21 protein-coding genes are annotated in these 19,370 nt (G+C 57.0%); 10 read left to right on the top strand and 11 right to left on the bottom strand.

The genetic code is table 11. The features are described from left to right. Positions 1-19 precede the first annotated feature (19 nt). Genes ychF through BC777_RS14930 form a run of 3 tightly spaced genes read left to right on the top strand, consistent with a single transcriptional unit; the run spans position 20 to position 1,776 of the window. The gene (gene ychF / locus BC777_RS14940) at positions 20-1,117 is read left to right on the top strand and encodes a redox-regulated ATPase YchF (protein ID WP_100369009.1); all 1,098 of its coding nucleotides are present in this window, start codon (positions 20-22) and stop codon (positions 1,115-1,117) included. A 57-nt stretch (positions 1,118-1,174) separates the two neighbouring features. Continuing rightward, positions 1,175-1,399 (top strand): AbrB/MazE/SpoVT family DNA-binding domain-containing protein, encoded by a 225-nt coding sequence (locus BC777_RS14935; protein WP_100369008.1) that lies wholly within the window; start codon positions 1,175-1,177, stop codon positions 1,397-1,399. Then, complete coding sequence (locus BC777_RS14930) at positions 1,396-1,776, top strand: type II toxin-antitoxin system death-on-curing family toxin (protein ID WP_100369007.1); 381 nt, start codon at positions 1,396-1,398, stop codon at positions 1,774-1,776. The genes BC777_RS14935 and BC777_RS14930 overlap by 4 nt, the downstream gene beginning before the upstream one ends. On the opposite strand, the gene BC777_RS14925 is transcribed toward BC777_RS14930, so the two are convergent. The 6 genes from BC777_RS14925 to BC777_RS14900 form a co-directional block, all read right to left on the bottom strand. Further along, complete coding sequence (locus BC777_RS14925) at positions 1,773-2,621, bottom strand: EamA family transporter (protein ID WP_100369006.1); 849 nt, start codon at positions 2,619-2,621, stop codon at positions 1,773-1,775. The genes BC777_RS14930 and BC777_RS14925 overlap by 4 nt on opposite strands. A gap of 81 nt (positions 2,622-2,702) precedes the next feature. Then, entirely contained in the window at positions 2,703-3,539 is an 837-nt protein-coding gene (locus BC777_RS14920; protein WP_100369005.1) for a TIGR03915 family putative DNA repair protein, read from the bottom strand. After that, entirely contained in the window at positions 3,539-4,774 is a 1,236-nt protein-coding gene (locus BC777_RS14915) for a putative DNA modification/repair radical SAM protein (protein WP_100369004.1), read from the bottom strand. Before BC777_RS14915 ends, BC777_RS14920 begins: the two co-directional genes overlap by 1 nt. Before the next feature lie 75 nt (positions 4,775-4,849). Next, positions 4,850-5,770 carry a glycosyltransferase family 92 protein gene (locus tag BC777_RS14910; protein ID WP_100369003.1) on the bottom strand — a complete coding sequence of 307 codons (921 nt, stop codon included), beginning with the start codon at positions 5,768-5,770 and terminating at the stop codon, positions 4,850-4,852. Further along, the gene (locus tag BC777_RS14905) at positions 5,767-6,915 is read right to left on the bottom strand and encodes a capsular polysaccharide export protein, LipB/KpsS family (RefSeq protein WP_100369002.1); all 1,149 of its coding nucleotides are present in this window, start codon (positions 6,913-6,915) and stop codon (positions 5,767-5,769) included. Before BC777_RS14905 ends, BC777_RS14910 begins: the two co-directional genes overlap by 4 nt. After that, positions 6,908-7,939 carry an N-acetylneuraminate synthase family protein gene (locus BC777_RS14900; protein WP_100369001.1) on the bottom strand — a complete coding sequence of 344 codons (1,032 nt, stop codon included), beginning with the start codon at positions 7,937-7,939 and terminating at the stop codon, positions 6,908-6,910. Before BC777_RS14900 ends, BC777_RS14905 begins: the two co-directional genes overlap by 8 nt. Positions 7,940-8,069: 130 nt before the next feature. Here BC777_RS14900 and BC777_RS14895 point away from each other — a divergent pair, with 130 nt between their 5' ends. Continuing rightward, a complete protein-coding gene (locus BC777_RS14895) occupies positions 8,070-8,777 on the top strand; it encodes a phosphatase domain-containing protein (RefSeq protein WP_100369000.1) in 708 nt (235 codons plus the stop codon). On the opposite strand, the gene BC777_RS14890 is transcribed toward BC777_RS14895, so the two are convergent. After that, positions 8,774-9,487, bottom strand: coding sequence for an acylneuraminate cytidylyltransferase family protein (locus BC777_RS14890; protein WP_100368999.1), 714 nt, complete (start codon positions 9,485-9,487; stop codon positions 8,774-8,776). The genes BC777_RS14895 and BC777_RS14890 overlap by 4 nt on opposite strands. A 3-nt stretch (positions 9,488-9,490) precedes the next feature. Then, positions 9,491-11,212 (bottom strand): methionine--tRNA ligase, encoded by a 1,722-nt coding sequence (gene metG / locus BC777_RS14885; protein ID WP_100368998.1) that lies wholly within the window; start codon positions 11,210-11,212, stop codon positions 9,491-9,493. A gap of 135 nt (positions 11,213-11,347) precedes the next feature. Between metG and BC777_RS14880 the strand changes: the two genes are divergently transcribed. Beyond that, positions 11,348-11,812, top strand: a complete 465-nt coding sequence (locus tag BC777_RS14880; RefSeq protein ID WP_100368997.1) for a hypothetical protein — start codon at positions 11,348-11,350, stop codon at positions 11,810-11,812. Here the strand turns inward: BC777_RS14880 and BC777_RS14875 are convergent. Further along, positions 11,809-13,032 carry an MFS transporter gene (locus BC777_RS14875; protein ID WP_100368996.1) on the bottom strand — a complete coding sequence of 408 codons (1,224 nt, stop codon included), beginning with the start codon at positions 13,030-13,032 and terminating at the stop codon, positions 11,809-11,811. The two genes, BC777_RS14880 and BC777_RS14875, sit on opposite strands and share 4 nt — an antisense overlap. Positions 13,033-13,578: 546 nt before the next feature. Between BC777_RS14875 and BC777_RS14865 the strand changes: the two genes are divergently transcribed. Next, a complete protein-coding gene (locus tag BC777_RS14865; protein WP_100368994.1) occupies positions 13,579-14,622 on the top strand; it encodes an aldo/keto reductase in 1,044 nt (347 codons plus the stop codon). A gap of 38 nt (positions 14,623-14,660) precedes the next feature. On the opposite strand, the gene BC777_RS14860 is transcribed toward BC777_RS14865, so the two are convergent. Beyond that, positions 14,661-15,104, bottom strand: coding sequence for a GNAT family N-acetyltransferase (locus BC777_RS14860; RefSeq protein WP_100368993.1), 444 nt, complete (start codon positions 15,102-15,104; stop codon positions 14,661-14,663). 256 nt (positions 15,105-15,360) lie between these two features. Here BC777_RS14860 and bcoG point away from each other — a divergent pair, with 256 nt between their 5' ends. From bcoG to BC777_RS14840, 4 genes are read left to right on the top strand one after another with little or no spacing between them, the layout of a single operon-like run. Further along, on the top strand, positions 15,361-16,275 hold the full coding sequence (bcoG, locus tag BC777_RS14855; protein ID WP_100368992.1) for a 3-dehydrocarnitine:acetyl-CoA trimethylamine transferase BcoG: 915 nt from the start codon (positions 15,361-15,363) through the stop codon (positions 16,273-16,275). Positions 16,276-16,286: 11 nt separating this feature from the next. Continuing rightward, the gene (locus tag BC777_RS14850) at positions 16,287-16,799 is read left to right on the top strand and encodes a lipocalin family protein (protein ID WP_245834401.1); all 513 of its coding nucleotides are present in this window, start codon (positions 16,287-16,289) and stop codon (positions 16,797-16,799) included. Between the two features lie 3 nt (positions 16,800-16,802). Next, a complete protein-coding gene (locus tag BC777_RS14845; protein ID WP_100368990.1) occupies positions 16,803-17,057 on the top strand; it encodes a hypothetical protein in 255 nt (84 codons plus the stop codon). 3 nt (positions 17,058-17,060) lie between these two features. After that, complete coding sequence (locus BC777_RS14840; protein ID WP_100368989.1) at positions 17,061-18,521, top strand: carnitine 3-dehydrogenase; 1,461 nt, start codon at positions 17,061-17,063, stop codon at positions 18,519-18,521. Here the strand turns inward: BC777_RS14840 and BC777_RS14835 are convergent. Continuing rightward, positions 18,518-19,366 (bottom strand): helix-turn-helix domain-containing protein, encoded by an 849-nt coding sequence (locus BC777_RS14835; RefSeq protein WP_375342424.1) that lies wholly within the window; start codon positions 19,364-19,366, stop codon positions 18,518-18,520. The genes BC777_RS14840 and BC777_RS14835 overlap by 4 nt on opposite strands. Positions 19,367-19,370: the final 4 nt, after the last annotated feature.

The raw sequence follows: 19,370 nt of genomic DNA, 5'->3' as shown, positions 1-19,370 counted from the left end.
GGATCAAAGGAGAGCCGCGATGGGTTTCAAGATGGGTATTGTGGGTTTGCCGAATGTGGGCAAATCGACCTTGTTTAATGCGCTAACCAAGACGGCTGCGGCGCAGGCGGCGAATTTTCCGTTTTGTACGATTGAACCCAATGTCGGCGACGTGGCGGTCCCTGATGCGCGGCTTGATAAGCTGGCCGCGATTGCGTCTTCGAAACAGATCATCCCGACCCGGATGACCTTTGTTGACATTGCGGGCCTTGTTAAGGGCGCCAGCAAAGGCGAGGGGTTGGGGAACCAGTTTCTGGCCAATATCCGCGAATGCGACGCTATCGCCCATGTACTGCGCTGCTTTGAAGATGATGACATCACCCATGTTGAAGGCCGCGTTGATCCCGTTGAAGATGCCGAGGTTATTGAGACCGAATTGATGCTCGCTGACTTGGAAAGCATCGAAAAGCGGATGCAGAATCTTGTGCGTAAAGTGCGCGGTGGGGATAAAGAGGCTGTGCAGCAGGTGCGCTTGCTGGAGGCCGCGCAGGTGGCGTTGGAAAACGGTAAACCGGCCCGTACGGTTGAGGTGGATGCAGAGGACGCGAAAGCGTGGAAGATGCTGCAACTGCTGACCACAAAGCCGGTCTTGTATGTCTGTAATGTCGAGGAAGACAGCGCTGGTACAGGCAACAGCCAATCGGCGCGTGTGGCTGAAATGGCTGCGGCCCAAGGCAATTCACATGTCGTTATTTCTGCCCGGATTGAAGAAGAGATCAGCCAGTTAGAGGTCGATGAGGCCGAGATGTTCCTTGAGGAAATGGGTCTGGAAGAAGCGGGTCTGGATCGGTTGATCCGCGCAGGCTACGAGCTGCTGCATCTGCAAACTTATTTCACCGTCGGCCCAAAGGAAGCGCGCGCCTGGACAATCAAGGAAGGCACATCAGCGCCGCAAGCAGCCGGTGTCATTCATGGCGATTTTGAGCGCGGCTTTATCCGGGCCGAAACGATCGCCTATGATGACTTCGTCTCGCTGGGCGGTGAGCAACCGGCCAAGGAAGCAGGCAAGATGCGGGCAGAAGGCAAAGCCTATATCGTCAAGGATGGCGATGTGATGCACTTCTTGTTCAACACCTAAGGCCAGCTTGATTTTGCGTTTATACATACGTATATACGCCAGATCAGGAGACACACCATGTTCGAGACCAAAATCCGCAAAGTTGGCAATTCCGCTGTTCTGACCCTGTCAAAAGAGGCGCTTGCCGTGCTGGATGCGGCCGAAGGCGATACCATCTATCTGGTGCGCACCGATGATGGCAGCCTAGCGTTGCGGCGACACGAGGACGATTTTGCTGATGCGATGGAAGCGGCCGAGATTGGTGGCCGTAGGTTCAGCAAGGCGATGGACGCGCTTGCATGACGCGGACTGCACCCCGTTGGGTGCCGCTTGCTGCCGTAAAGGCCATTCACGACCGGATGATCACACGCCACGGCGGAACACCCGGCATGCGCGACGCGGCCCTGCTGGAGATGGGCTGCGCCCGTCCTTTGAATCTCTGGGCCTATGGCGAACCTGACCTCTTTGAACTGGCTGCGGGTTATGCGTTTGGGATCGCCAAAGCGCATGCATTCATTGATGGCAATAAGCGTACTGCGTTCCAGACTGCATTCGTGTTTCTGTATCTGAATGGTGTGGATTTCCACGGCGCGGATGCAGCTGTCGTTTCCATGATGGAAGGCCTTGCCGATGACACCGTGCCAGAGGCTGAATTTGCACGCTGGCTGCGCGGCGCCTAGGGCCGCGCCAATCGCAGCAAGGCGGCCCCGATCAGTACGGTCATGGTGGAAAGGACTTTCATCAGGTCCAAACGCTCTTTCAAAAAGAAGACGCCGATCAGAAGTGCAAAGACGATGCTGGTTTCGCGCAAGGCCGTGACCAGAGCGATGGGCGCTTGTGTGAAGGCCCAGGTCACAATCGCATAGGCGATAAACGACGCACCGCCTCCCAACCAGAACAGCTTGTGCCCATTCTGCCAAAGTTTGCCAAACGTCTGTGGCGCACGCATTGCGACGATCGCCCCTAGCGCGATCGTGTTGCCAATGGCCAGCCACCCGAAATACGCCAGTGACGTGCCACCCGCCCGTGCGCCCATACCGTCGACAATTGAGTAACCGGCGATAAAGCAGCCCGTGATCAGCGCAAACATTGCGGCCTTGCCATTTCGCAACCCATCGGCGCGGCGCACCAGAGCAAGGCTGACGATACCGATGCCAATGATCAGAACGGCGACCAATTCGGTGCCTTTCAACGTCACGCCAAGCACCGTGATTGATACGAAAGCCACGATGAGCGGCGCAGACCCGCGCGCAATTGGGTAAACTTGGGTCAGATCACCTGCGCCATAAGAATAAAGTAGAAAAAGCTGATAGCCGAGGTGAAGCAGGATCCCTGCAGCCAGATAGGGCAGCGCTTCAACCCCCATTGGCGGGGCGATCAGGATCGCTACGATGGCAAAGGGTGTATGGCCGAACATCACTGCCGTCAGTGACACCAATTTGTCAGCGCCGCCTTTGACCAATGCATTCCATGCCGCGTGCAATATGGCCGCTCCGATGACGGCAAAAAAAACGGTGATCGTCACGGGAAAACCCCTTTGCGTCATAAATCATGCGCTCATGCAGGCACTTAAGCCCAGATCACTATGAACCGCAACGCGGGACGTTTAATCCTCTGCCTGATCACCGCGCAATTGTCGTTTGATCTTTGCTGCGCGTTCGGGCGGGAGCGTCGGCGCCTTGTCACGCATTTGCTGCACCTTCGCCTCAGCTCCGGCGATCAGCCCTTGGATATGCTGCGCTTCTGGTAGGTTCTTCCAGTATTTCTTGGGCATTTCAGATGTCATCGCGCTCACCTTCAACCGTGCGGGGTTGAAGATGTTGCAAAAATATGTGCCCCACAGCGCCTCTGCCGCGTCTTCTGGCAAGTCGGGTTTTGGCTGGCCGGGGTGGAACGACAGATTGCCGTCAACGAATTGTGCTGTCACATCCGGCGTGGCGATCATCCAGTCCATATCTGCAAAGCGGCGGGCAAAGAAGGGGGCTGTCGGTTCAACCGTATGATGTGTGGGTTCGAACCAGGCCGCAAAGCTACGCCTTTCGCCCTTTTGACGAAGATCACGAAAACGCACAAAGGCTTTCATCTTGTGCTTGCACCGATGCACCCCTTTTTCCATCTGACGTAGTTTGGCCAATTCAGCATCAGCACGGTCCTGCATCAGGCCGGGCTGGTGCCGTAACCGCCACAGCAGCGCATAAAGCCGGGCAAAGCGTTGCGGATCTTTGTGCCAGACCACCCAATTGGCCATCTCAACAAAGCTTTGGGGGGCTTTGATCCGCCGCGTCAGAGGCGGGAGCGTTGTGCCCGTCGCGAAAAGCTCCCCCATCTCATTATCAAAATCCCAAAGCACCTTGTCAGGCGACACACCCGCACCGATCAGCCGTTTGGCTGCATCGCGCCACGCGATATCGGTGCCGATCCGGGGCAGGGGGACGGTATACATCAAAACAGGCTCAGTTGTTCTGGCGGCGGGGCAAAGCGCGCGCGCAGGCCTGCGCTGTCGGTCAGGCCACCGGGCGACCAATCAACCGCCACGATGAAAGCCCGGGCCTTTTTCAGTGACGCGCCCATCCGCAACAGATCATCATAGCGCAGACGGCGATGCCTGCGTGTGGACAGGATGCGACCTACGGTGCGGGTCCCAAAGCCGGGGATACGTAGCAGCATTTCCTTGCTGGCCCGGTTCACGTCCACAGGAAACTGGGCGCGGTTTTGCAAGGCCCATGCCAGTTTTGGATCAACCTCCAGATCAAGGTTGCCATCAGGGCGCGAGGCGGTGATTTCATCAACACCGAACCCATAGAACCGCAAGAGCCAGTCGGCTTGATAAAGCCTGTGTTCGCGGACCAATGGCGGCCTGATCAATGGCAGCTTTGCTGTCGCATCCGGGATAGGCGAAAAGGCTGAATAATATACCCGCTTGAGCTTGTACTCCCCATAAAGCTGGGTCGATTGGCCAAGGATCGTTGCATCTGTTGACCCATCAGCACCAATAATCATCTGTGTTGATTGCCCCGCTGGCACGAAACGCTTGCCGCGTTTGCCAGTATAGCTGCGTTCTCCGGCCACATCCTTGCGTGATTTCACATCACCCATGGCTTTGCGGATGGTGGCAGGGTTCTTTTCCGGTGCGTAGGCTTTGACGCTATTGTCGGTGGGCAGTTCGACGTTGATGGACAGACGGTCGGCGTAAAGTCCGGCCTGCTCGATCAACTCAGGTGCGGCATCGGGGATTGTCTTAAGGTGGATATAGCCGCGAAAATTCTCGACCTCGCGCAGGCGCTTGGCGATGCGCAGCATGTCTTCCATGGTCTTGTCGGGTGACTGGATTATGCCAGACGACAGGAACAGCCCTTCGATATAATTGCGCCGGTAAAACTCAATCGTTAGCTGGACGACCTCATCGGGCGAAAACCGCGCGCGTTGCACGTTGGAAGACACGCGATTGATGCAATAGGCGCAATCGTAGATGCAAAAATTCGTCATCAGGATTTTCAGCAGGCTAATGCAGCGCCCATCGGGGGCATAGGCGTGGCAGATGCCGGACCCTTCGGTTGATCCTAACCCCTTGCCATCCCGACTATCCCGCCGCGTCGTGCCGCTCGACGCACAAGAGGCATCGTAACGGGCAGCGTCACTGAGGATCGCGAGCTTCTGAGAGAGATCGAGGCGGGCCATTTGTTCATGTTATGTTCTTTTTTCGAGGCTCGCAACCCACAGTGCACAGCCAACCAATGCGACATTTTGTGCGCCTCAAAATGCGTTGCGCAAATCGTCGGTTGAGGTGATGTTGTGCCGGGCGAGAAAGTCCGCCGCTGCATTGTCTATGATCGGCTCACTTTCGATCAAATCGCGTTTTTGCAGGATTGCCTGCTTGCGTTGTTCCTGTGCTGTCTGCGACACGCTTGATCCGTTGATCTTGGTCCACATTTCCTGCTCTGACAGCAGGTAGTAATGATTAAGCTGGATAATATCATGGCAAACGAAATCGCCGCCGCGTGCCTTGTTTGTAGCTTTGATGCCTTTGGTATTGACCGTATGGTGCGTCATCCCGCGTGTCTCAAAGCGGTGGGGGTTCACCATTGTCACCTCGCATGGATCAACAATACATTTGAAATTCAGCAACGGTCCATGGCTGACAGGTGCCCGCGTGCGAAAGGCGAAAGGCACCGCGTCTTGCGGGGTGATATCATGCCCGTCGTGTCCAAACATTGTCCACGGCAATGAAATGTTGGGGTAGGGCAAACCTTCCAAGGCGGCATGCAGTGTCAGTGCCTCGCGCGGCACAAGAAATTCATCAGTATCGATAAAGGCCATGCGCTGAAACTGATGACCATAGGTGCAAACCGCATGGGCATAGGCCAGGCTTTGTTGATGCAGCCGCATACCTGTTTTGAATTCAGCCGCGTTGAGTTTCCATGGCACAACTGTGATATCCAGCCCTTTGAAAGCGCGTGCAATCTCGACTGTGTTGTCGGTTGATCCGTTGTCATACAGGATGACATGTGATGCCCCCGCGATGGCATGAAAAGCCAGCCAATCCCAAATGCGGGCGGCCTCGTTTTTCGCAATCAGGACGATGGCGAGTGGTGCGCGATTGGCTGCGGGTTCCGGGGGTGTGATCGCGATCCGCGTTGCGAGTTTTGGGATTTTCGCACCAAAGGGCCAGATCATACTGTCACCTCTCGTTCGCGCTGTACCGTCGCGAATGGTCCTGTGCCTTGCAGCCGATCAAGGATGGTCTGGGTCGCGGTATCGCCGTCTGTCTGGTCGATCGCAGGGTAATAGACCTGATCAAGAAAGCTCATCACCGCGTTGCGTATGTCAGGATCAAAGGACCAGTCCGCAGCCTTGGTCATTGCGTCGGTCAGGCTGGCCTGATCTGGGGTGGTCGCAGCCATGCCGGGGATCGCCCAGAAACATTGCCCGCAGGCGACGACGGGTTTGTCAAAAAACATCGCCTCCAACCCTACGGATGAATTGATCGTTACTACCCCCCGGCTGGCTGCGACCTGCGCAAAAGTATCGGTGGTGTTGTCGAGGTAAATCGGGGCATCGACGTCGCGCAGCATATCCGCAACGAAGGCAGGTGTGCTGGGATGCTCTTTCAGGCGCAGGTGCCAGCCATCAGGGAGGGCCTGGGCGGCCACGATAAGGGCATCAACAAAGGCTGGGACGGTACGGAACTGCCCGCCAAACAAGCGTAACTGGCTGTCACCGGGGACTTGCAGCGGGGCAAAGACAAAGGGTTCTGACAGGGGCGGAAGCTCCGCAGTGGGGGCAGGCGGCTGATCCGGCATGCGTTGTTTGATCCGCGCACCCAGCGCGCGCCAAGCGTCGGTATCTTTGCTGCTTTGGGCCACCCAAGCCTTGTAAGGTGTGGCCACACGCGGCAGGCTATTGGCATAGTTTACACCTGCGGGGTCCACCGTGATCCGGTCTGGGAAGGGGCCCAGTTCAAAGAACAGCGTTTTGGCACCTGCGTCTTTGGCCGCATCCATATAGACCCGGCGCGATCCGTTCAGCCCGTTCCACGCCACAGCGATGTGATCTTTATGCCGCTCGAAATAACGGCGGGTGCCATTGTATTGCAGGCGTAATAGGGCGGTCAGGGCACGGCGTTTCAGGCCCTGCGCATAGCTGCTCCGCATTGCCAGAAGTGCTGTCTCGGCGCGCGCATGTGTTTCGGGCCAATCAGAGAACCCTAATTTGGGCAGTAACCGCCACTCTATGGTGCCCAACGGGCCAAGCGCTGCGGCGATCCTTGCGCGTTTTGTCTTGCGCGGATTAAGGCAGACGAACGTGAATGGCCTAGCCATCCAAATCAGCCCACGTCAGCTGGGTGTTGCGGGTGACAGCTTTGGTCAGCGTTTTGCCAATCACCTTGTCAAAGTCATAGCCCGCTATCTCGCCCGAACCGGGGCGACGCGCCCAGATATCGGCCTCGGCAATCACATGGCCCGCGGGCAGATCACGATCTGCCACCACGGATGCACGGGCAAAGCGATAAACATCTTCCTCGGCGCTGGTGCGCTGCTTGGGATTGTGCAATGCGATATGGATTTCGCGGGATCGGTCGATGATATGCCGCAGTTCTGACGGATCCATTGAGTTGATAATGTCCGGCCCCTGACGATAGCGGGTGTCGGTGTAATGGCGCTCAAGGATACAAGCACCCAGTGCGACAGACGCCAGCGCCATCTCTGGTCCGATTGAGTGATCAGAAAAACCGACAACGGCATTCGGGAAAGCGGCTCTCAGATCCGTCACACCTTGCAGCGAAACGATTTCCGGAGGGGAAGGATAGAGGTTCGTGCATTCCAGCAGTGCATATTCAATCCCTGCTTCATCCAAGATAGCCACCGATGCACGGATACTTTCAATGCTTTGCATTCCCGTTGACATGATCACCGGCCTGCCCATGCGCGCGATGTGGCGGATCAAGGGCAGGTTGTCGGCCTCACCCGACCCAATCTTGAAGGCGGGCACATCAAGGTCATTCAGGAAGTCTGCCGCCGCGCGCGAAAACGGCGTCGAAATCCAGATCATGCCAAGGCTTTCGGTATAGCGTTTCAGCTCTGCCTCCTCCTCCAACGACAGGGCGCATGCTTCCATCACATCCCAGATCGAGACATCTGCGTTGGGCGGAAAGATCTGCTTGGCCTCTTCGGTCATTTCATCAGCGATGATATGTGTCTGGTGCTTGATCATCTCACAGCCTGCGCCAGCGGCAAGGCGCACCATGTTCTTGGCCACCTCCAGATCGCCGCCATGGTTGATCCCGATCTCTGCAATCACCAGCGGCGGGTATTCAGGTCCTATCTTGCGGCCAGCGATGTCCATGGTGGGTCTCCTGCATTTGTAAATGCTGCGTGTCTATGAGGTTTCACGCTTAGGGGCAATTGGATCAGGCCCATTGCAATGCGGATACACATGGTCCAAGTGACACAACGACGTCAAGAATGAGCCCCTCATGATCCGCAAGATATACAAAGCCTTGGACCGCAAAGAGCGTGAACTGCGCAAGTCTTTCGGGCATGACATCACCGATCCGAACGAGCGTAAAAAATCTTACTGGCATGTGCGTTGGCTGGATCACGGGATTTTCCGGATCTTCTGGCATAATTTCGAAAAGGTCAGCGAGGGCGTTTATCGGTCCAACCACCCCGATCACAAACGGTTCAAGGCTTATGCGGGTATGGGCATCAAAACGGTGCTGAACCTACGCGGGGTCGCGGAACAACCGCATTATCTGTTTGAGGTCGAAAGCTGCGCGAAATTGGGTCTGACGCTGGTGACCATCCAGATGTCAGCACGCAAAGCGCCAAAGCGGGCACAGTTGATAAAAGTGTTGGATGCTTTCAACACAATAGAACGCCCGGTTCTGATCCACTGCAAATCCGGCGCTGACCGTACAGGTTTGGTGGCCGCGCTTTATCTTATGGTTCATCAGGGACAATCGGTTGAGGTGGCGCGCAAACAGCTGAGTTTTCGGTATCTGCACATCCGGCGGTCATCGACCGGTATTCTGGATCATTTCCTTGATGTCTATGCCGCGCGCAACAGCCAAGCGCCTGTCGCCATCACAGATTGGATCAAAAATGAATATGATCGTGATGCCCTGATGGCCAGCTTTGCGGCCAAGCAGGCGGCACTCAAGCCCTGGCAGGGATGGCGTTAGGCCGGGTCGCGCAGCCCGTCTGCAATCTGTTTGCCCAGCAAGTAATCGATCACGTCCCAATCAAATGGGCTATCCACATCAAGGCTGCGTTCATTCGGTACGATCAGCGGGATGACATGCCCCTCAAACAGCTTTGACGCTGTGCGCAGATAGGACGGCTTGACCACATAGACCAGCCCCACATGGTCATAGACCATCGGTGCTTGTTGGCGGGCGACAACACCGTGGGGCAGGGGCTTTGAGACCTGCAATGCGCCACTCGCATCTTTTTCCAGCATATTGAAATATGGGTTCTTACGGCTCTCGCAGCATGACATCACCATATCGGGTTGCTCTGCCTCAAACAGGTCAAGGCCCGCTTCGATATCTTCGGGCAGGCGCAAGGGGGACGTGCAGTCAAGATCAAGGAACGCCTTGGCGGGGCCTGTCTGTTTCTCAACCTCGCCCAAAGCATGCTGCCAGACGTCCCATTTCGCTGCCGTATCCGTCGCCAGTTTCGCGGGGCGCAGCCCGATATCAAGGCATCCGCGCTTCAGCCCATGTTCGTACATCTCGGGCGAGTCGGTTGACACTACCACGTGATCAACCCGGTCCGATGCGAGCAGCTGATCCAGTGACCAGTCAATCAGGTGCTTGCCATGGAGCATCCGAAAGTTCTTGTTTGGCACGCCCTTGCTGCCTGCGCGCGCGCCGATGTGACCGATGATCATGGCTTATTCCCCTGCATCGCGTGTTCCGGCAAAGCGTGCGGACCAGTCTTCGCGCTCTTCGTCGGTGATCTTGCGGAACAGGTTCTCGGGCACGGTAAAGGCGTGCCCTGCGGGCAGGGCCTCGACCGCAGCAGCGACATCTGTGGGCCAGCTATCATCATCCGTTTGCATCGCGTCGATCATCGATTTGGACGCATCGGGAATAAACGCTGCCGACAGCACCGCGTAGATGCGGATCAGGTTCAGCGCGAGGCGCACTTGCATCGCCGCTGTTTCGGGGTCGGTTTTAAAGGTTGTCCATGGCGCATTGGCTTGTAGATATTCGTTGCCGAGCACCCAGATGGCGCGCAACTCAGCAGCTGATTTGCGGACTTCCATTGCATCCATATGGCCTTCATAGGCGCGGATACGGGCCGTCAGGTCCGCGATTAACTGTTCTTCAGCAGGCCCGTATACGCCGCCTTCTGACACAGCTTCGCTGAATTTTGAGCGACAAAACTTAGTGATCCGGCTAACAAAATTGCCCAGAACGTCGGCTAAGTCCTTGTTCACGTCCGTCTGGAAGTTTTCCCAGGTGAATTCCGCGTCCGAAGACTCCGGCGCATGCGATAAAAGCCACCAACGCCAATAGTCTGCAGGCAAAAGCTCCAGCGCCTGATCCATGAAAACGCCGCGTCCACGCGAGGTGCTGAACTGGCCGCCATCGTAGTTGAGGTAGTTGAACGACTTTATGTAATCGACCAGTTTCCATGGTTCCTGACTGCCCAGAATAGTGGCTGGGAAAGACAGGGTATGGAACGGTACGTTATCCTTGCCCATGAACTGGGTATAGGTGACGTCATCGGCACCCTGATCGGTGCGCCACCAGCTGGCCCAATCAGACCCCTTACCGGCGTCTTCCCATTCCTGTGCGCAGGCGATGTATTCGATGGGGGCGTCGAACCAGACGTAGAAGACCTTGCCCTCCATGCCGGGCCAAGTCTGGTCGCCTTGCTTGACCGGAATGCCCCAATCGAGATCGCGGGTGATACCACGGTCTTGCAGGCCGTCACCGTCGTTGAGCCATTTCTTGGCAATCGACGTGGTGAGGATCGGCCAGTCTTTCTTGCTGTCGATCCAGGCGGCCAAATCATCTTTCAGTTCGGACTGACGCAGGTAGAGGTGTTTGGTCTCGCGCACCTCCAATTCTGTCGAACCAGAAATGGTGGAGTGGGCGTTAATCAAGTCGGTTGGATCAAGCTGCTTGGTGCAATTATCGCACTGATCGCCGCGCGCGCTTTCAAACCCGCAATTCGGGCAGGTGCCTTCGATATAACGATCCGGCAAAAAGCGACCGTCGGCCACGGAATAGACCTGTTCTTCGGTGACTTCCTTGATCAAACCTACTTCGGCTAGCCGGGTGGCGAAGGCTTGGGTCAGCTTGTGGTTCTGCGGGCTGGAAGAGCGACCAAAGTGGTCAAAGGACAAGCGGAACCCATCCGCGATCTTGGCCTGTACCTCGTGCATTTCGGCACAGTATTCCGCGACTGGCTTGCCTGCCTTTGCTGCCGCGAGTTCCGCAGGCGTGCCGTGTTCATCAGTTGCACACAGAAACAACACCTCATGCCCGCGCTGACGCAGGTAGCGGGCGTAAAGGTCGGCGGGCAACTGGCTGCCCACTAAATTGCCAAGGTGTTTGATCCCGTTGATATAGGGAATGGCAGATGTAATCAGATGGCGGGCCATAACGTTCGTCCTTGCAGATTTGCAGCCTATCTAGCGGGGTGGGCGGGCATATGCCAGATGTTGCTGACGGACTGGCGTTTTCGCCTGCAGAGCGCTAAACCTGCTGCAATACCCCAAACAATGAGGAGAGCACCCATGAAACGCCTGATCGCCTTTATTATCGCCGCAACACTCGGCTCTGCTGCTAGCGCGCAGGACACTTATCTGGGTGTCGGGGTTGAATATCATTACCCGCACGCGGGTGATGGACAAAGTGTGGCCTCTGGTATCGCTGGCATTGGTTTTGACACAGGGCTCTTCGGGGTTGGTGCAGAGGCCGAATATGGATTTCGCGTTATGGGCGGTAACGACTATGACACAGCGCGTGTGCGGGGTTGGGCCAGCTATGACTGGGCGGAATATTCATTCCGTTTGTCCGGTGGCGTGACCGAGTATTACTTTGATGACGACACTGCGGGCGGTTTCAACTTTGGCATTGGTGCGGACCGTGATGTGTCTGAAAACCTGACGCTGCGGGGCGAATTTATCCGTGATATCATGGACAATACCTTTACCGATGCGGTGACAACGACACGGATCGCAATGCTCTACAAGTTCTAGCGTTCTCGGCTGCGTTTCAGCAAACGACCAATGCCAAAGCTGGTGCGGGGCGCGTAGACATAACGCGTCCTGTCCTTGGGCGCTTTACGCACTCGCATGCGGGACAAGCCAAAGACAACCAAAAGCACGTGACCGGCTGAGACAACGTAAAACAGCGCCGCTGGCCCGAAGACCTCGATAAGTATCGACGTTGTAAAAGGTGCTGCAATCGCACCGACGGCGAAAAAAAACATCAAGGCGGCTGAGAGTTCGACCCGCTGATCTGATGTCGCAAAGTCATGTGCGTGGGCCGTTGCAACCGAGTATATTGGAAAGGTCGTTAGACCAAACAAGAACGCTGCCGTGAGAATAAGTACGGTCCCTTGCCCTGCTGTCGCGACAGTGAAAGTGCATGACACGACCGCCGCGACCGACAGCCAGATCATCACCCAACGCCGGTCGTATTTGTCGGCCAACCAGCCCACGGGATATTGTGCAATCGCGCCGCCCGCCACAAAGGCCGCAAGGAAAGACCCAATCTGGTTCGCAGTCAAGCCGACCTCTTGGCCGTAGATCGGGCCAACCATACGGAAAGACGCGCTTGAAAGGGCAGCGACCAAGACAGCGGCGACAGCCAGCGGGGAGCAGGCCCAGGCAAGGGCAGGGCGCAGCCGTGTGGCGCTGGGCGTTTCCGGTTGCGGCATACGGGTTATCGCCAGCGGCAACAGAGAGGCGCAGCATAGTATCGTCAGGATGTTATAGGCGATATAGGTTTCAAGGTTTGCCAGCGCGCCGATCATGAACTGTGCGACAAAGGACGCGCTGGTGTCCGCGATGCGGTAGCTGGCCATGGCCCGCCCGCGCGTTTCATTGGTCACTTTGGCCTGCAACCACGCCTCGATCACAGTGTAGCAACCTGCCACGCAAATGCCTGATCCGATGCGAAAGAACGCCCACATATATGGATCGGTCGTGACCACATGGGCCGCCAGCCCAATGGCCCCCATCGCGGTGAACGTGGCAAAGGCCCGGCTATGACCGACACTGCCCATCAGACGCGGCGCCCACCAGCAGCCGATGAAAAAACCTACAAAATGGGCAGAGCCCAGAAAGCCGACTTGTGCTTGGGAAAAACCAAGCTCCAATCCAGTGAGCGCATCAAGCGGGCCAACGCCCCCCGACGATAGTTGCAACAGGGCGACCGACATGAAAAGCGCCGCGAAGGAGAGGAGTATTCGCATGGGTTGAGCTATGCGCCCAAAGGTGCGGTGCCGCTAGGCTATAATCGACGATTGACGTCGCATTTGCCGCTACTCACAAAAATGATTGGCGACGAGGGACAGCCTAGTCTGATCAAATGGCCAATATGTGGTTTCGCGCAAACAAACAATATCGTCGGTTGCTGGACGGTGAAGTTGCCCACGCGCTACCGCAGACTGGTTCTGCCCGTCAAAAATAACGCCAATGTGTTGGCGTGTGCCGTATTCTGTCGTGTGAGCTGTGACACCAGTCACTTTGCCTTGTTTGAATGAGGTTTGTGTTGGAACCCTCACGAATAGAATAAAGACAATTAGAATGATGACCGTACTCCCTGCAATGCCGCGCCAAGTCCCAAAGCGCATTCGCCACATTTCACGGTTCAGGCGTGTATGGACATCTCCAGATTGGTTTCGCTTTAACATGGAACTGATCTTGGTGCGGCCCGTCAAAAATGTCGATAGTTATGCCCTTGCCGTTACTGATATGCACATTAGGGTCTGCCCAATAGAAAATTTGAGGCAGAACGAATGAAGCAACTCCCCCTTGGTCGCACCGATATTATGGTCAGTGAATGGTGTCTGGGCACGATGACCTTTGGCAATCAAACGCCGGAGGATGACGCACATCGGCAGATTGATATGTCGCTGGATGCGGGTATCAATTTTCTCGATACCGCCGAGATGTATCCGGTGAACCCCATTCGGGCCGAAACCGTAGGGCTGTCCGAGCAGGTCATCGGAAACTGGATCGCAAAGACCGGGCGCCGGGATGAGATTGTGGTGGCGACCAAAGTATCCGGCAACAATCCCGGTTGGGTGCGTGAAGGGCGCGGCTATGATGGGGATGTGATCCGCGAGGCGGTGGATACATCGCTTAAGCGGCTACAAACGGATGTGATTGACCTTTATCAGATGCATTGGCCCATTCGCGGGTCGTATATGTTCCGACAGAATTGGACCTATGATCCATCCGGGCAGAACCGCCAGCAGACGATGGATCATATGATGGACGTGCTTGAGGCGCTGGGTGAGGCCGTCAAAGCGGGCAAAGTCCGCGCTATTGGTATGTCGAATGAAAGCGCGTGGGGCATGACCAAGTGGATTGATCAGGCTGAAGCCGCCGGGCTGCCGCGTATGGCCTCGGTCCAGAATGAATACTCATTGCTGTGCCGCATGTGCGACACTGATGTGGCCGAGATGTCGGTCAATGAGGATGTGACCCTATTGTCCTTTTCCCCGTTGGCGTGCGGTCTCTTGACCGGGAAATATCAAAATGGCGCAGTGCCGGAGGGGAGCCGCCTTTCGATCAACGGTGATCTGGGCGGGCGGGTGACAGATCGAATGTGGCCCGCGGTGCAGGCCTATCTTGATCTGGCAACAAAGCATGGGCTGGATCCGTTGCATATGGCGATGGCATGGCAACGGACGCGGCCCTTTGCCGTATCTGCCATCTTTGGGGCGACAACGGCGGATCAGCTCACGCGGATCTTGTCTGGTAAGGATGTCGTATTGTCAGATGCGCTGATAGCCGAGATTGATGCGGTGCATCAGCAACATCCGATGCCCTATTGATGAGGTAAGGTGGATTTTCAATCCACCTTACCTGGCGCTTACAAAGCGATCATAAACCGCGGTCCTGACGTGGCTTCGATTTCTTCCAGCCCCATCGCGCGGTAGGCGGCGACGGCCCCCGGATTGACCGGGGATGTGCCGATCACCAACCGACACGCCCCCTGCGCGCTCGCAAAGGACCGGCATTTAGCCACCAGCGCCTTGCCGATCCCGCGTCCGCGCGCGGGCTCTTCCACGAAAAGGTGCGCGATGTCATAAAGATCGCCCGCATACATCGGCCGCCAATGCCGCTCAACCACGGCATAGCCCACTGGCTGCCCCTTTTGCCGCGCAAGGAATGCCACCAATGGGCCGTCGATGAACTGTGCCTGCGTATCCGCAAGCCCCATCTGGCAGCTATCGCCATGAAAGGTGCAAAGTTTTCGGATCATCCGCAAAAGCGCGGGGATGTCTTTTGGGGTTACGGTTGATATGTCCAGCATGGGTCGTATCCTTGCGATGGGCCCGCAAGGGCGCGCAACTGATCATTCACCCCTGCGGGCGGCTGTTGGTTTCAGATGTCGTCAAAAAAGCCCAGCCGCCGTCATATGGCGCTGGTAAAATAGACCGCTGTAAGATGTGGCGTTCCGTTCATGAACAGGTGGATGCCCGCAAATGATACCCGCTGTCAAGAATTCCGTCTTGTCAGTAGCGGGCATATCGGCAAATGTCCCGGCAACACGGACAGGGAGACGACCGATGCCACTTGAGATGAACCGCGAGGTCTTTATCACCTGTGCCGTCACCGGTTCTGGCGCGACCCAGGATCGCAGCCCCCATGTGCCCCGCTCACCCCGGCAGATTGCCGAAAGTGCGATTGATGCGGCCAAGGCGGGTGCTGCTGTTGTGCATTGCCACGTCCGTGATCCCGACACCGGCGTGCCGTCGCGCGACCTGGCGCTCTATCGTGAGGTGACTGACCGTATTCGCGATACAGAGGTTGATGTGGTTCTAAACCTGACTGCCGGTATGGGCGGTGACATCGTTTTTGGTGGTACGGAAGCTCCGCTGCCAACGATTGCCGGGACCGATATGGTTGGTGCCAGCGAACGCGTGGCCCATATCGCAGCATGTCTGCCGGAAATTTGCACCCTTGATTGTGGCACGATGAATTTTGCCGAAGCCGATTACGTGATGACCAATACCCCCGGTATGCTGGTGGCCATGGGGCAAATGATGACGGATCTTGGCGTGAAGCCAGAGATTGAGGCCTTTGACACTGGCCACCTGTGGTACGCCAAGCAGTTGGTCAAAGACGGCGTGCTGGACAGCCCTGCGCTGGTGCAGCTTTGCATGGGTGTGCCATGGGGTGCGCCTGATGATCTGAACACCTTTCTGGCAATGGTGAACAACGTGCCGGATGATTGGACCTTCTCGGCCTTTGGTTTGGGGCGCAGCCAGATGCCGTATGTCGCGGCATCCGTTCTGGCGGGTGGGAATGTCCGTGTGGGGTTGGAAGATAACCTGATGCTGGATCGCGGAGTACTGGCTACAAATGCGCAACTGGTTGAGCGGGCGGCAGGCATCATCGAAAATCTTGGCGCCAAGGTGATCGGCCCTGCCGAGGTGCGCGCCAAGCTGGGCCTGACCAAGCGTGCCTCGGTATCGGCATGAGGGCATTGGCTTTGACCCTTCTGCTCGCAGGCTGTGCAGCACAGGACAGCGGTGGCCTGTTCTCGGTCTACCGTGATACCGAAGTGCCTATCGCTTCAAAGGCCGTGTTTGAACCTGAGCGCTATTTGGGCGTCTGGCACGAGGTTTCCCGCTACCCGGTTCCGTTTCAGGACGGCTGCGTGGGGGTCACCGCCGAATATGGATTGCGCGAAGATGGTTTGCTTTCGGTCCTCAACATCTGTCGTGATGAGGCGGGGCAAGAAACATCGCGGATCGCCGGTACTGCCGAAATCGTGGGGCCGGGGCGGCTGAAGGTCCGCTTTCCATCCGTGCCATTTGTGGCCGCTGACTATTGGGTGCTTTGGACGGATGAGGATTACCGCACCGCTGTCGTGGGCGCACCAAACGGGCGTTCAGGCTGGATTTTGAACCGCACCCCGGACATTCGCGCCGACAGGTTGCAGGCCGCGCGTGATGTTTTGGCATTCAACGGCTATGATCTCAGCCGACTTAAGGAGTTTTAAGTGATGAGACGTTTGATTTTGGGCAGTGTGATAGCCTTGGCCGCTTGTGAAGGCGGCACTTTTGCCGGTGGCGGTGGTGCGGGTATGCGTGAGTTCATGGTGATCGGTGGGCGCATGTCCTTTGAGGATTGCCGCGCGCGCGGTGGCTTGATCATCCGCGACAGCAACACCGCGATGGTGGCTTGTGATCCATCCATTCGCCGCGAGCCTGTTCCGGCAGATGAATTTGACCATCCCGATTTTCAACCGGCAGGCTAGGCCATGACAGCGCAAACCGCAGCTATCATTGGCGGTGGCGTGATTGGCGGCGGTTGGGCCGCGCGGTTGTTGCTGATGGGCTGGGATGTGCGGGTCTTTGACCCTGATCCAGAAGCCGCGCGCAAGATTGCCGCTGTGTTGGACAATGCCCGCCGGGCGCTACCCGGTTTGTCAGATGTGGCCTTGCCGCCAGAGGGGCGTCTGAGCTTTCATAATACTATCCCTGCTGCAGTGGCCGATGTCGCGTGGATACAGGAAAGCGTGCCAGAGCGGTTGGAGATCAAGCACAAGACTTATCAGACGTTGCAGGAACATTGCCCGCCTGATGCCGTGATCGGATCCTCCACCAGTGGCTTTAAACCGTCTGAGTTGCAAAACGGTGCGATGCGCCCCGAACAGATCGTCGTCGCTCACCCGTTTAATCCTGTCTATCTGTTGCCCTTGGTCGAACTGGTTCCCAGCCCAAAGACCGCCCCAGAAATCACCCAGCGCGCCAAGGATATCCTCACCAGCATCGGGATGCATCCATTGCATGTGCGCGCCGAAATCGACGCACATATTGCGGATCGGTTATTAGAGGCCGTCTGGCGCGAGGCGCTTTGGCTCATAAACGATGGTATCGCCACGACGGAGGAGATCGATAATGCGATCCGTTATGGCTTTGGTCTGCGCTGGGCGCAGATGGGGTTGTTTGAAACCTACCGTATCGCGGGTGGTGAGGCGGGGATGCGTCACTTTATTGAACAGTTCGGCCCGTGCCTGGAATGGCCATGGACCAAGCTGATGGACGTGCCAGAGCTGACAGATGGGTTGATTGATGCCGTGGCTGATCAGTCTGATGCACAATCGGGCCAATACACGATCCGCGCGCTGGAACGGGCGCGCGACGATAATCTTGTTTCCATCCTGCGCGGGCTGAAGGCGCAGGATTGGGGGGCGGGCAAGCTGCTCAATGAACAAGACCGCCGCGTTGAGGGTGCGGTTAAGCTGCCGGATGACCTAAGCGCGCCGATTGTGACGGTGGAACGCGCTGTGCCGCTGGATTGGACCGACTACAACGGGCATATGAACGAAGCACGGTATCTACAGGCCTTTGGCGATGCGACCGACCGGATGATGCTGCTGGTTGGGTGTGATGCGGATTACATCGCCACAGGTGGCAGTTATTTTACCGCCGAAACCCATATCTGCCATCTTGATGAGGTGCATGCCGGGGCGCTGATCCGGATTGAAACGCAGGTGTTGCATGGTGCGGGCAAGAAGATGCATCTGTTCCACCGCATGTTCACTGGCGACCGCGCATTGGCGACAGGTGAACATATGCTGATCCACGTCAGCCTTGAAACGCGTAAAGCGTCCGAACCGGCACCTGCATTGGCGGCAACACTGGCGAAAGTGGCTGAGGCACACGCAGCTTTGCCGACGCCCGAAGGTGCCGGAAAAGCCGTGGGTGTGCGGGGCTAGCCCATTGTCGCGATGAGCTGGTCGAAGTATGTGCCGATATCGCGCTGGCTAACGCTGGCGGTACGCACCAATTCGTCGAAATGGCCCGTAATGGCGGCGACCCGTTCCGTATCGCGGAAGACCAGATAGTTTTGCCCGATATAGATGACAGCCAATAGTGGGCCGAAGACAGTGACAGGCGCCGAATAAAGTTTGCGCTGGTCAAAAAGATGCAGCCGCAGTGCGGGATAGAGCTGCGCGTGCAGATCGCGAAATTTCTCAAGCTGGGGTTTGCGCAAATCAGACGAGAGATCGCGGTAATAGCCATCGCCACGCGCAAAGCTTTCAATCTCGGACAGCGGGATCGCGATTTCATAATCGGACCGCGCGCGGCGCATCCATTCCAGACGGTCATTACTGGCCCCCATCGCCTGCTCGGTCGTTTTGCCGAGTGAGGGTGCATATTCCCAGCGCAGGATGTCGTCAGTCTTTAGCATATCAGGCAGGCCCGCCGGGACATGGCGGATTTTGTAGCCTTCCGCCTCTTGATGCCACGCAAATATCTTCTCATCGACCAGCGCGCGGGGGGCTTGAGTCATGGAAATGGCGCTTGCCACCAAATCCTCGGCCTGTTCCGGCCTGTCCGACAGACCAAGAAGCCAGTCGGCGCTGACCCCAAGCACCGCCGCAGAGGCGGCGACAAGCTGGCCGTTGGGCAGACGCGCACCGTCATCCTTGATCAGTTGCGACAGGGTTGAACGGTCAACACCTGCTTGTCTGGCCAATGCGCTTTGGGTGATGCCCGTTTGCGCCATCCCTGCTTGCAGGCGGTTGCGAAAGACTGCGGCCCGCTCTCGTTTGTCCATAATT

This window comes from Yoonia maricola, from assembly GCF_002797915.1.
GTDB classification, from domain to species: domain Bacteria; phylum Pseudomonadota; class Alphaproteobacteria; order Rhodobacterales; family Rhodobacteraceae; genus Yoonia; species Yoonia maricola.
The sequence above is the reverse complement of the archived record's forward strand: the minus strand, read 5'-3'. Positions and strand labels throughout refer to the sequence as shown.

Excerpts from the sequence above, each read along its gene's own strand:
- BC777_RS14845 (WP_100368990.1), top strand. The coding sequence starts at position 16,803 with ATGAGACGTTTGATTTTGGGCAGTGTGATAGCCTTGGCCGCTTGTGAA.
- BC777_RS14880 (WP_100368997.1), top strand. The coding sequence starts at position 11,348 with ATGAAACGCCTGATCGCCTTTATTATCGCCGCAACACTCGGCTCTGCT.
- BC777_RS14905 (WP_100369002.1), bottom strand. The coding sequence starts at position 6,915 with ATGGCTAGGCCATTCACGTTCGTCTGCCTTAATCCGCGCAAGACAAAA.
- BC777_RS14895 (WP_100369000.1), top strand. The coding sequence starts at position 8,070 with ATGATCCGCAAGATATACAAAGCCTTGGACCGCAAAGAGCGTGAACTG.
- BC777_RS14890 (WP_100368999.1), bottom strand. The coding sequence starts at position 9,487 with ATGATCATCGGTCACATCGGCGCGCGCGCAGGCAGCAAGGGCGTGCCA.
- BC777_RS14930 (WP_100369007.1), top strand. The coding sequence starts at position 1,396 with ATGACGCGGACTGCACCCCGTTGGGTGCCGCTTGCTGCCGTAAAGGCC.
- BC777_RS14915 (WP_100369004.1), bottom strand. The coding sequence starts at position 4,774 with ATGGCCCGCCTCGATCTCTCTCAGAAGCTCGCGATCCTCAGTGACGCT.
- BC777_RS14875 (WP_100368996.1), bottom strand. The coding sequence starts at position 13,032 with ATGCGAATACTCCTCTCCTTCGCGGCGCTTTTCATGTCGGTCGCCCTG.
- ychF (WP_100369009.1), top strand. The coding sequence starts at position 20 with ATGGGTTTCAAGATGGGTATTGTGGGTTTGCCGAATGTGGGCAAATCG.
- metG (WP_100368998.1), bottom strand. The coding sequence starts at position 11,212 with ATGGCCCGCCATCTGATTACATCTGCCATTCCCTATATCAACGGGATC.
- BC777_RS14835 (WP_375342424.1), bottom strand. The coding sequence starts at position 19,366 with ATGGACAAACGAGAGCGGGCCGCAGTCTTTCGCAACCGCCTGCAAGCA.
- BC777_RS14865 (WP_100368994.1), top strand. The coding sequence starts at position 13,579 with ATGAAGCAACTCCCCCTTGGTCGCACCGATATTATGGTCAGTGAATGG.
- BC777_RS14840 (WP_100368989.1), top strand. The coding sequence starts at position 17,061 with ATGACAGCGCAAACCGCAGCTATCATTGGCGGTGGCGTGATTGGCGGC.
- BC777_RS14910 (WP_100369003.1), bottom strand. The coding sequence starts at position 5,770 with ATGATCTGGCCCTTTGGTGCGAAAATCCCAAAACTCGCAACGCGGATC.
- BC777_RS14935 (WP_100369008.1), top strand. The coding sequence starts at position 1,175 with ATGTTCGAGACCAAAATCCGCAAAGTTGGCAATTCCGCTGTTCTGACC.
- BC777_RS14900 (WP_100369001.1), bottom strand. The coding sequence starts at position 7,939 with ATGGACATCGCTGGCCGCAAGATAGGACCTGAATACCCGCCGCTGGTG.
- BC777_RS14920 (WP_100369005.1), bottom strand. The coding sequence starts at position 3,539 with ATGTATACCGTCCCCCTGCCCCGGATCGGCACCGATATCGCGTGGCGC.
- bcoG (WP_100368992.1), top strand. The coding sequence starts at position 15,361 with ATGCCACTTGAGATGAACCGCGAGGTCTTTATCACCTGTGCCGTCACC.
- BC777_RS14860 (WP_100368993.1), bottom strand. The coding sequence starts at position 15,104 with ATGCTGGACATATCAACCGTAACCCCAAAAGACATCCCCGCGCTTTTG.